Source organism: Clostridium sp., from assembly GCF_040797585.1.
Classification (GTDB): Bacteria; Bacillota; Clostridia; order Clostridiales; family Clostridiaceae; genus Clostridium_Z.
Genome location: NZ_JBFNEO010000249.1, coordinates 1 through 3,668, shown reverse-complemented (window position 1 = coordinate 3,668; position 3,668 = coordinate 1). Strand labels below are relative to the sequence as shown.

At 29.5% G+C, this 3,668-nt stretch carries 2 protein-coding genes and 1 other annotated feature; both genes read left to right on the top strand.

All coding sequences use genetic code 11. The annotated features are described in order from the left end of the window. The first annotated feature begins 233 nt into the window (after nt 1-233). On the top strand, nt 234-1,175 hold the full coding sequence (locus AB2369_RS12280; RefSeq protein ID WP_367666764.1) for a hypothetical protein: 942 nt from the start codon (nt 234-236) through the stop codon (nt 1,173-1,175). A 229-nt stretch (nt 1,176-1,404) separates the two neighbouring features. Then, nucleotides 1,405-1,660 (top strand) — a binding site (T-box leader). Between the two features lie 162 nt (nt 1,661-1,822). After that, nucleotides 1,823-3,448 carry a methionine--tRNA ligase gene (gene metG / locus AB2369_RS12275; protein WP_367666763.1) on the top strand — a complete coding sequence of 542 codons (1,626 nt, stop codon included), beginning with the start codon at nt 1,823-1,825 and terminating at the stop codon, nt 3,446-3,448. Nucleotides 3,449-3,668 lie beyond the last annotated feature (220 nt).

The following is a 3,668-nucleotide window of genomic DNA, read 5'->3' as shown; positions in this document are numbered from 1 at the left end:
ATTATATGAAAATCTTGGATTTCGGGTATCAAATTATACATCAATGAATAAGTTCCTCTAACTCCCGCAAAATAAGCATAATTAGAAGTTATATTAATTCACAATAGTCTTTTATAACGAATTATCAACAAAGTTATTAACATGCTATATACAGAAGAAAGTATAGAAAGAAAAGAGGTGAGTTTTAGTGAGGGTTTGGTACTTGTTATACACTCTCTCACTAAAAATAAATTATGAGAAAAGTTTCAAGAGAGATATTAGATAATATTTATAATTGGATAGTGAATAATGGAAGAAAATTAGAGGTGGAGAGATTTAAATATCAATTTAAGCAGGGGAAAGTAAGTGATGTATTAAATGAACTTAGTACTTATCAGAATAAAGATGGAGGTTTTGGTCACGGAATAGAATCCGATTGTTGGACTCCACATTCATCACCTCTAGCTTCTTCAGTGGCATGCAAAATATTATGTGAAATAGGATTCAAAGAAAAGCATAAAGTTATTGAAGATTCCATAGGATATTTTAGAAATAATAAATTTAATATGGAAACTGGAACATGGCAAACTGTAATAGAGGAAAATAATAATTATCCTCATGCTCCTTGGTGGAACTATAGAGAGGATGGAGATAATACTTGGGGATTTAACCCGTCTATGGATATAGCATCTTTTATGTTCTATCATAGTGATGAAGATTCAAAGATAAGGGAAATAGCAAATCTATCATTAAAAAAGGCAGAAGATAATTTATTAAACTCAAAAGAAATGAATTTTCATGAGCTAATATGTTATATAAACGGAATAACTTTAATTAAAGATTCAAGAAAAGAGACTAATATTAATATAGAAGATATGGAAGAGAAAATCATAGACCTTGTTAGAGGTGCTATGTGTTTGGACAAATCAAAGTGGGGGAAAGAATATGTGGCAGAACCCCTAGATTTTATAGATTGTATTAATGGAGAAAGTATTATTGTATATCCTTATTTTAAGGAGGCTATCATAGAGAATGCAGAGACTTTAATAGAAGATCTTCATAATAATATATGGGATATTACTTGGAACTGGGGAGACAGTTATGGAGACACTTTCGAGTTAGCAAGGAATCACTGGAGAGGAGTACTTGCTGTTCAAAGGCTTATAAAATTAAAAAGGTTAGGATTGGTAGATTAATACTTATATATAAGTATTAATAGCATTATATGAAATTCACCATATGAATTGTAATCTAAGTAAGTATTAGATCTTATAATTTGTATATTAAACCTCACTTAAAGTAGAGCATTATAATTAATAAAGTAGCCTATAATAAATCTATTTATAAGAAGTTTAGTAGCATAAATTTCAAGAATAATTAAAATATTCTTTGCAAAACAATATATATATGATAGAATGGATACAATTAAATGCTATGAAGAGGAAAGTACCTTTAAGAATACTTTTACAGAGAGCTTCAGAAGATGAGAAGAAGCAAAGGATATTAAAGGGAAAATGGCCTTGGAGCAGCGCACCGAAGCTATTATAGTTAGGCTGCGACGGATTCACCCGTTATAGTGATAGAGTATAATCACAAATTTGTGACGTACTTGATAAGGTTTATATGGCGACATATAAGTAAATTAGGATGGTAACACGAAGCTTTAGCTCTCGTTCCTGAGATTTTGGTCTTAGGAAGGAGGGCTTTTTTATTTTTAAAATAGCTTTTAATTCAAAGGAGATTATTTTGGTTAAATATTTTAAGAGTATTATTCCTAAAATAAATCCTTAATCAATGAGTGAAGGTTAATTTCAATTTATATATTTTAAAAGGAGGAATTAATGTGAAGATATTTATAGGAGGAGCATGGCCTTATGCTAATGGATCTTTACACTTAGGGCATGTGGCAGCTCTATTACCAGGGGACGTAATTGCAAGATATTTTAGGTTAAAGGGAGAGGAGGTACTTTATGTATCAGGAAGTGATTGTCATGGAACTCCAATTTCTGTGAGAGCTAATAAAGAAGGGGTTTCACCTAAAACCATAGTAGATAAATACCATAAGGAATTTCTATATTGTTTTAATAAGTTAGGATTTTCTTATGATTTATATTCAAGAACTGATGATGAATACCATAAAGTGGAGGTTCAAAAGATAATAAAGGAGATATATGAGAAAGAATATATTTATGAAAAGGAAGTAGAGCAGCTTCATTGTGAATTTTGTGATCAGTTTTTACCAGATAGGTTTGTGGAAGGGAATTGTCCTATATGTAAAAGTTCAGCCAGGGGAGATCAATGTGATAGTTGTGGAACACTGTTAGATCCAATAGATTTATCTAATAGAACATGTAAAATATGTGGAAAAGAGCCTAAGGTTAAGAAAAACAAACAATTATTCTTTGCCTTAAGTAAATTTCAAGAAGAACTTGAAGAATATTTAAAGAGTTTTGGGGATGAATGGAGGATCAATGCAGTAAATAATACCTCTAGATATTTAAGAGAAGGATTAAAGGATAGAGCACTTTCAAGAGACATAGACTTAGGCATTAATATTCCTATAAAGGATTATGAAGATAAGAAAATTTATGTATGGATGGATGCAGTTCTTGGATATTTTACTTTAAGTAAAAAGTGGAGTGAGGATAATAAAAAGGACTTAGAAGAATTTTGGGATGATACTTCTTTAAGTTATTTTGTACATGGCAAGGATAATATACCTTTTCATTCTATAATATTCCCAGCACTTTTAAGTGCAGCAGGATATAATAAAAAACCGAATAGGATAATATCTAGTGAGTACATGACTCTTGAGGGAAAGAAAATATCTACTAGTAACAACTGGGCAATCTGGATTAAAGATATTATAGAGAAATATAATCCAGATAGTTTAAGATACTTTTTTATAATAAATGGACCAGAGGGGAGAGACACGGATTTTTCATTTAGGGAATTTATAAATAGCAATAATGGAGAGCTACTTGGAGCATATGGAAATTTAGTAAATAGAACATTGGTCTTTGTAACTAAATATTTTAATAATAATATACCTAATGGAAATATAGATGGGAATATAGAGAAGAAAATAGTAGAGCTATATGATAAAACCTCACATTTAATAAAAGGAGGAAATCTTAAGGTAGCCTTAGAGGAAATATTTAAATTTATTAGGTTTATGAATAAATATTTTGATGAAAATACTCCGTGGATATATATTAAAGAAGATAAAAATAAGTGTGAAGATACCATATATAATTGTATTTTTTCTATACTAAATATAGCTAATTTACTACATCCATTCTTACCATTTTCCTCGGAGAAAGTAAAGGCGTGGTTAGGATATGAAGGAAATACTTGGAGTAAAATTAATATAAAAGAGGGAAGTAAACTAGGGAACTATAGCATATTATTTGAGAGATTAGATAAAAACTTAATAGATAAGGAGTTAAATAAGTTAAAGACTAATTAAGCTATTAGGAAGGAATCAATGGTAGATTTAATAAATTCCTTCCTTATAAAATTCTTTTAGAAATAGTCATTATTTATATAGATAGATTACGTGATAATTGAAGCTAAATTACCAGATACCATTACTTAAAGTGTATTCAAAGATTGAGTTTTGAAATGGTTTATCTATAGATGTACCATATCTAAACTTAATCCTTGAATATGGTGTAAATCATAGTTAA

Bases quoted from the DNA above. Each gene is read 5' to 3' on its own strand.
- AB2369_RS12280 (WP_367666764.1), top strand. From the start codon at position 234: ATGAGAAAAGTTTCAAGAGAGATATTAGATAATATTTATAATTGGATA.